Source organism: Glaesserella parasuis (assembly GCF_002015085.1).
In the GTDB taxonomy this organism is placed as follows: domain Bacteria; phylum Pseudomonadota; class Gammaproteobacteria; order Enterobacterales; family Pasteurellaceae; genus Glaesserella; species Glaesserella parasuis.
Genome location: NZ_MUXW01000032.1, coordinates 1 through 4751, shown reverse-complemented (window position 1 = coordinate 4751; position 4751 = coordinate 1). Strand labels below are relative to the sequence as shown.

5 protein-coding genes and 2 pseudogenes are annotated in these 4751 nt (G+C 32.5%); 2 read left to right on the top strand and 5 right to left on the bottom strand.

Going from position 1 to position 4751, the window contains the following annotated elements:
- Positions 1-94: 94 nt before the first annotated feature.
- The 4 genes and pseudogenes from B0183_RS08085 to B0183_RS08070 all read right to left on the bottom strand — a co-directional run bounded on the left by B0183_RS08085 (position 95) and on the right by B0183_RS08070 (position 2814).
- On the bottom strand, positions 95-574 hold the full coding sequence (locus B0183_RS08085; protein ID WP_010786761.1) for a redoxin family protein: 480 nt from the start codon (positions 572-574) through the stop codon (positions 95-97).
- A 17-nt stretch (positions 575-591) separates the two neighbouring features.
- Complete coding sequence (locus B0183_RS08080; protein WP_010786760.1) at positions 592-1242, bottom strand: cytochrome c biogenesis CcdA family protein; 651 nt, start codon at positions 1240-1242, stop codon at positions 592-594.
- Position 1243: 1 nt separating this feature from the next.
- Positions 1244-2182, bottom strand: a pseudogene (msrB, locus tag B0183_RS08075) (peptide-methionine (R)-S-oxide reductase MsrB); the annotation flags it as partial.
- A gap of 236 nt (positions 2183-2418) precedes the next feature.
- A complete protein-coding gene (locus B0183_RS08070; protein ID WP_078208630.1) occupies positions 2419-2814 on the bottom strand; it encodes a hypothetical protein in 396 nt (131 codons plus the stop codon).
- 140 nt (positions 2815-2954) lie between these two features.
- On the opposite strand from B0183_RS08070, the gene B0183_RS08065 reads away from it, so the two are divergent.
- Both B0183_RS08065 and B0183_RS08060 read left to right on the top strand, forming a co-directional pair.
- On the top strand, positions 2955-3527 hold the full coding sequence (locus B0183_RS08065; protein ID WP_021116087.1) for a sigma-70 family RNA polymerase sigma factor: 573 nt from the start codon (positions 2955-2957) through the stop codon (positions 3525-3527).
- On the top strand, positions 3524-3709 hold the full coding sequence (locus B0183_RS08060; RefSeq protein WP_005713975.1) for a zf-HC2 domain-containing protein: 186 nt from the start codon (positions 3524-3526) through the stop codon (positions 3707-3709). The genes B0183_RS08065 and B0183_RS08060 overlap by 4 nt, the downstream gene beginning before the upstream one ends.
- Positions 3710-3897: 188 nt before the next feature.
- Here the strand turns inward: B0183_RS08060 and B0183_RS08055 are convergent.
- Positions 3898-4641 (bottom strand): annotated as a pseudogene (locus tag B0183_RS08055) (helix-turn-helix domain-containing protein).
- Positions 4642-4751: the final 110 nt, after the last annotated feature.

Genomic DNA, 4751 nt, shown 5'->3' with positions numbered 1-4751 from the left:
GATCAAGTCTGATCTTCTACAACTTAGCTTATAAAAAAATAAACCTAACCTAACGGTTCATTTTATATTTGATCGTTAGATTAGGTTTTATTTTTTATTTTGAGTTAATACTTTCAGTAATTTGTGTCGTTGATAAATGCCCTGGTACAACTTTTTTAACGTTTAATTCAGAATCTAAAAAAACATTGGAAGGGTAACCTCTGACTTTGGCTCTTTTCAGCACTTCTCCTTGTTCATCTAATAGTACAACGACATTTTTATAGTCCAGTCCTTTATACCATTCAATAAATTTTTCAGTTGATTTTTCCCCTTTTTTATCTGGAGAAACAATAGTAATAACTTCAAAATTTTTATTTTGATCAGCGCTTAAATCATCAATTTCAGCCAAGCCAGCCAAACAAATCGGACACCAAGATGCCCACATTTTTACATAGACATTTTTTCCTTTATACTTTTCTAAAGAAACGATATTGTTATCGAGATCTTTAAATTGAATGTCTGCCAAATTTTTATTTTCTTCAGCAAAAGCATTAAAGCTAAATAGCATGAGAAGTAAGCCCATTATTTTTTTCATCTTATATTTCCCCTATATTACATAAAACTATGTAAGTTATTAGTGATTAACAATAATCCCATTAAAATAATTAGTATTCCACCAATGATTTTAAATTTATCTAAGTGCTTGTTAAGTGATTTAGCTCTTTTTAATAATTCATCAGAAAAGAATGAAAAGATAATAAAAGGTAGGGCTAAACCTAATACATAAACAAACATCATTGCACCACCGTATAGAGCAGAACCTTCATCGCCTGATAATGCTAGCACTGAAGCTAAAATTGGTCCGATACAAGGCGTCCAGCCAAGACTAAAAGTTAAACCCAATACAAAAGCTTCTACAGAAGCGCTTTTACCATTTGTTTTAATTTCAACTAATTTAGTTTGTTCTAAGAAATTGATTTTTATGATACCAAGTTGATGAATACCAAGAATAATAACAATAATTCCAGCAATAACACGCGTAGTATCATTTAATAATAAATCACCTAAAAAGCCAAAACTAAAACCAAGGCTAACAAATGTGAGTGATAATCCCATAATAAATAGGAGTGTATTTAATACCTTTTTACCACCTTTACTTAATATGCCAAAATAGATGGGCACAATTGGGAAAATGCAAGGAGATAAAAAAGAGGCTAATCCAGCTAAAAATACACTGCTGATGAGTAAATTCTGGTCGAACATTTTATTTTCCTTTGATTAAGTTAATTAAATATCCATAATTTTCTTTTTCCATTTGCTCAAGAGGAATAAATTTAATAGCAGCGCTGTTGATGCAATAACGCAATCCACCTTTATCTTGAGGACCGTCATCAAATACGTGACCTAAATGAGCTTTACCGCTGCGACTTAAGACTTCCGTTCTAATCATATTAAAACTGGTATCTTTTTGATAAGTCACCACATTTTTGTCAATTGGTTTTGTGAAACTTGGCCAACCGCAGCCCGAATCATATTTATCTCTAGAAGAAAATAGCGGCTCCCCTGTGGTAATATCCACATAAAGTCCATCTTTTTTGTTATCCCAATATTCATTACTGAATGAACGTTCGGTATTCTTTTTCTGTGTCACACTGTATTGTAAAGGTGTTAATTTAGCTTTTAATTCTTCATCACTTGGCTTTGGATAATCTTTAGGATCAATAATAATATTATTTGCTTGTTCTAAATCAATGTGACAATAACCGTTTGGATTTTTCTTTAAGTAATCTTGGTGATACTCTTCTGCTAAGATGTAATGTTTAAGTGGTTCAACTTCCACTTGAATTTTGTCTTTATATTTCGTTTGTAGCGCTTCAATTTCTTTTAGAATAATAGCTTTATCTTGCTCATTTTGATAATAAATTCCCGTGCGGTATTGTCTACCACGATCATTTCCCTGTTTATTCAGGCTAGTCGGATCTATGACCTGAAAATAATATTTAAGTAATTTTTCTAATGAAATTTTATTAGCATCGTAAGTTATATGCACGGTTTCTGCATGATCGGTTTTTCCGATAATATGATAATGCGTTTTATCGGTTTTACCATTGGCATAGCCTGACGTAGCATTTTTTACGCCATAAATACGTTCCATATAGGCTTCAATTCCCCAGAAACAGCCACCAGCTAAATAAATTTCACGAATATTCTCATTTTGAGTTTGTGTCATTTTACTCATTTCCTTACTTGAATTATTAGTATAATTTATTGCTAGAGAATTATTAGATATAGCAGACATAATAAGAGTAAATAATACAGTTTTATGAGATTTCATATATTCTCCTTTGAATTTTCTCTAATTCTGAAATAAGCAGTAGAAGTATTGGTGTGTAAATATGCTACTGCTTGATTTATTAGAATTATTTTTTAGATAGTAAATTACATCTTTTCTTTTTTCATTTTGTCAGATTTCATCATATGATCTTTTTTCATATCATCAGATTTCATCATATGATCTTTTTTCATATCATCAGATTTCACCATTCCATCCTTTTTCATACCATCAGATTTCATCATTCCATCCTTTTTCATACCATCAGATTTCATCATTCCATCCTTTTTGATACCATCAGATTTCATCATTCCATCTTTTTTCATATCATCAGACTTCATCATATGATTTTTTTTCATTTCAGAATGTTTCATATTTTCCATAGTTTGGCAATCTGCGCCCATTTTATTTTTGCAATCATCCATCATTTCTGCATTTGCTGTATTGATTGTAGCAATAGAAACTAAAGAAGTTGTCATTAATACTTTAAGTAAAGTTTTCATAAATTTTTCCTCTTGTAAAAAGATTTGTTAAGGTTAAGATAGGTTAGTTTTTACGAAAAGTTTCCCTTTCACCTTATTAGTCGGTGTAAGAGGGAAATCCTTACAAAAATTTTTCATTTTTTAGAAAAATATATAACACTATGATTTTAAAAGAAATTAATTCATCTCAAATGGCAGCGATTAGAGAACAAATGCTAAAATTTGCTCATCTTCAGCTACGAGACAGTCAGTTAGCAGAAGATATGGTGCAAGAAGCATTGCTCAACGCACTTAAAAATTTAGATAGTTTTAAACGTAATGCCGCATTTAAAACTTGGGTATTTGCTATTTTGAAAAATAAAATTATTGACTATCTGCGTCAAAAAGATCGTTTAGTTCTTGAAAGTGATTTGCGAGATGATGAAAACGATAGCAATGTATTTTTTGATCAAGATGGGCATTGGCGAGAAGAGTGTTATCCACAAGAATGGCAACAGCCCGAAAATGCCGTTTATTCCGATGAATTTTGGATTATTTTTGAACTGTGTCTCACTAAACTTCCAGCAAAACAAGCGCACATGTTTATGATGCGAGAGTATTTAGAACTCTCTGCTAATGAAATTTGCCATACAGCAGAAATTAGTCAAGCCAATCTACATACTTTGTTGTATCGTTCACGCTTACAATTGCAAGAATGTTTATCCAGTAAATCTATTTTTGGGGGCAAAAAATGAAATGTCAAGAAGTGACGAAATTGGTCTCTGAAGCTCAAGAAAGACCGTTATTGCTTAAAGAAAAAATAGGGGTAAGAATCCATTTATTGTATTGCCCACATTGTCGTAAATTTGAAAAACATTGCCAGCAAATGAGCCAATTAATGAAGAAATTTGCAGACGATCAAAATAATGCTGATTGATGTTTTGTGTAATAAAGTAGAAAAACAAAAACAGCTTGTTATTTTTATGTTAGAATTTCTTTCAATCTAAAACAGGAGTTCAAAATGGGTACATTTGGTTATGCAATGATGGTCGTTATTGCTTCTTTAGCTGTAGAAGATCAAATCTAATCTGACAGTCCCCGTTTAAAATTACCGTGTCTGTCAGATTAATTTGAGCTTAAATTCTTTTCTGCCCAAATCCCTTTTCCATTAAGTAATGTTGCCATCAGTGTTCTGCCACAGCACATTTTTCCTTGATGTGTTCGATGGTGATTATAATACATTAACCACTCATCTAAATCAGCTTGTAATGTCGCTAAATCCGTATATATTTTCTTCCTAAATGCGACTTGGTAAAATTCTTGTAAGATAGTCTTATGGAAACGTTCACAGATACCATTCGTCTGTGGATACTTCACTTTCGTTTTAGTATGCTCTATGTCATTTATCGCTAAATAAAGCTCATAATCGTGATTTTCCACTTTGCCACAATATTCACTGCCACGGTCGGTGAGAATACGCAACATCGGTAATCCTTGGGCTTCAAAGAACGGTAGGACTTTATCATTGAGCATATCTGCAGCGGCAATTGCGGTTTTCATTGTGTAGAGCTTTCAAAAGCAACCTTGCTATAAGTATCAACAAATGTTTGCTGATAAGTAAGCTGGAAAATCTAGGGCAAATTTTACAACAGCTTGCTCAATGTGCTCGTCTACTCGGTTTTTGATATTCGGTACCCGACGAGTTCGATTAAGTAATGCTTCAACACCGCCTTGCTCTACGGCTTGTTGATAGCGATAGAATGTATCTCGGCTCATTCCCATCGCTTTACAAGCTTGAGAAATGTTTCCAAGTTCTTCTGCTAAATTGAGTAAACCAGTCTTGTGTTTAATGAGCGGATTGTAAGTAATAAAACATGAGAGTTTCCTTTTTTGTTTAGATTGAATTTTAGACACTCATATTCTAAACGGGAAACTCTCATTTTTATAATGATTTGTCAGATCAAGTCTGATCTTCTACA

What these genes read in the sequence shown, in the direction of transcription:
- B0183_RS08085 (WP_010786761.1), bottom strand. Translation starts at nt 574, where the DNA reads ATGAAAAAAATAATGGGCTTACTTCTCATGCTATTTAGCTTTAATGCT.
- B0183_RS08080 (WP_010786760.1), bottom strand. Translation starts at nt 1,242, where the DNA reads ATGTTCGACCAGAATTTACTCATCAGCAGTGTATTTTTAGCTGGATTA.
- B0183_RS08070 (WP_078208630.1), bottom strand. Translation starts at nt 2,814, where the DNA reads ATGAAAACTTTACTTAAAGTATTAATGACAACTTCTTTAGTTTCTATT.
- B0183_RS08065 (WP_021116087.1), top strand. Translation starts at nt 2,955, where the DNA reads ATGATTTTAAAAGAAATTAATTCATCTCAAATGGCAGCGATTAGAGAA.
- B0183_RS08060 (WP_005713975.1), top strand. Translation starts at nt 3,524, where the DNA reads ATGAAATGTCAAGAAGTGACGAAATTGGTCTCTGAAGCTCAAGAAAGA.